Consider the following 2,376-nt stretch of genomic DNA (forward strand, 5'->3'; position numbering starts at 1 on the left):
GACCGGTCGCGCTCGCGGCCCGGCGAGCCCGGCGCGGCCGCGGACGGCCGTGCTGCCGCAACCGCAGGGTTGGCAGCCCGCGCCCGTGCTGGCGCCCACCACGGCGATGACACCTGGGACAGTCGCCGCCTTGCAGACCGCTCAGGCGGCCGAGGTGCGGCTACCTCAGCTGATAGATCGACAGGCGCTTGACGGCGGCGTCGCCAAGGCGGCGCGTGATGCCACCGAAGCGGTGCAGCGGCAATTCGATCGGGTGGACCAGGCGGCCGAGCAGGCGCTGCAGGGGCGGCAGGCGACCTTGACCGCCGCGCGGGCCGAGCAGCAGGCAGCGCAGACAGAACACACCGATGCCGGTACCGATCACACCCGCATTGCCGGCCTGCGCCAGCAGGCGATTGACGACCGAGCGGCGTTGACGATCGACTTGCGGCAGGCCGACCAGATGCTCGCGCAAGCACAGGCAGCGGCCGCAGCAGCCACGGGCTCAGCCCAATCGTCCGCGGCCTCTCACGCGGCCCCGACGGCGCCGGATCTGCCGGCCTTGCAGCAGGCCCGCGATCGGGTGCAACAGGCCATCGTTGGTCTCGACGGGACCATCGGGCAACACGCCCGCGACCTGCAGACCGCAGCCGAGAGGCTGACGACAGCGCAGGATCGGCTGCACGGCGCGACGACAGCCGTCACCGAGGCTGAGCAGGGTGTCACGCGTTTGCAAGCCGCTCGCACGCAAGCACAGGACGCGCTCACTACCCACATGCCGGCAGTGCAGGCCCACGAACGCGCCACCAGCAACGTGTTGCCCGCGGCCGACGACGCGCGGCGCCAGCACACCGCATTGGCCGATCTGTCGCTGAGCGTTGCGCACCGCACGCGGGTCGCGCAAGATGTGTCCCACCAGGACCAGGCCGTCGGCCAATTGCAGGCCACGCGCGACACCGCGGCGGCCCGGCTCGGGGCCGGTGGTGACCTGCGGCAAGATCGCGAAGTGGCCCTCGCCAACGTCGGCAGGCACCAGGCGACGCTGGCGCAAGCCAATGCTGACGACGCTCGCTTGACTGGCGAGATCGGCCGCCAGCGCCAGCAGATCGGCACGCTGAAGGAACGCACCGGGATTTTGCGGGGGCTGGGCCGCGGGCGCGACCACCCCGTGCGGCAAGACCGGCGCGAAGCTGTGCTCGAGTTGCGGGCAACCCGGCAGGACCGCGCCACCAACGAACGGCAGCTGGCGCAGGTCCGGCAGAACGCAGCCCATGCCCGACGAGACCTCGAAGGCGCCGGGCAGGAGCTGGCCCAAGCCGATGCTGCCATCGCGCGGCACCAACAGACGCTGGACGGGCTCGATGCCCGTATCGCCGAGCAGCGGCCGCGGCAACAGGCACTGCACGGCGAACTCGCACAGTTGCAGGCCTGGGCCAACACTGATGGGGCCACGCGCGACGGCCAGCAGGTCGTGGCCCACGGTGCGGAAACCCGGGCCCAGACGGCGCGTGACGAAGCCGCGCGCACCGAAGCGCCGGCGCAAGCCGCCGCACAGCACATCCAGACGGCGATCACGACGTTGCTCAACGAGTTGGAGCCGCGGCAAGTCGCGCAGCCTGCAGATCCGCCACCGCAGCGCAGCTTGATGCAACGCGCCGCAGACGGCGTGCGCGGGGCGCACCAGGGCTATGTGAACCGCACCGGGCCGACGAAGGTCGAGGTCACCCTCGGCGCGGTGACCCATTCGACGGCCAACTCGGGCCCGACCACGTTCAACGGCGGCAATGCGCCTGGTCGCACTGTCACCGACGCGGCGCTCAGCAACCGCGGGCAGAAAGCGATCGACGGCAAGACCGCCACGGCTGGCGCTACCGCCGCAGGGCAGTTGGCAGGTCAACCCCGGACGCGCTTGTTCGGCGGCGCCAATGAGCCGGCCGGCACGCCTGAGGCGATGCGCTCCGCCGTGGCCTTCACCAGGGAGGTCTCGCAACTGTTTCATGCGCCCGCTGCCGACGCGGCCACGCTGGTTGGTTTGGCGCCCACGGTGTTGGCCAACCGACTGCTGGACCACCCGAACCCCGACCCCGTGGGTCGTCACGACGGCCACCCGCTGCGTCACGAAGAAGCGCTGCTGATCGCTTCGGCGCTGAGTGCAGTCACCTCCGATCCGGCGGTGGCGGCAAACGTCTACAACCAGCTCTGGAACGACAAGCCGACCCTGCCTGGCGTGACGACGCGCGACCCGGCCACGGCGTCGCCGGTGGCTGCGATGGCCACTCAGCCGCGCGGCACCGCGGTCAGCCAAGACCCACAGACCGTGGCATTGGCGCATGCCACACGCCGTGTGCTCGCCGGTTCGCCGGCGGGCATGGAGGCGCTGATGAACCTGCAGGGGCT

At 71.3% G+C, this 2,376-nt stretch carries 1 protein-coding gene; it reads left to right on the top strand.

The features are described 5' to 3' along the window. Window positions 1-130: 130 nt before the first annotated feature. Window positions 131-2,376 (top strand): hypothetical protein (locus tag AC1DYI_RS32930; protein ID WP_477208318.1); only part of this gene is annotated, 2,246 nt, incomplete at its 3' end.

The organism is Ideonella sp. P3_A4, assembly GCF_056403075.1.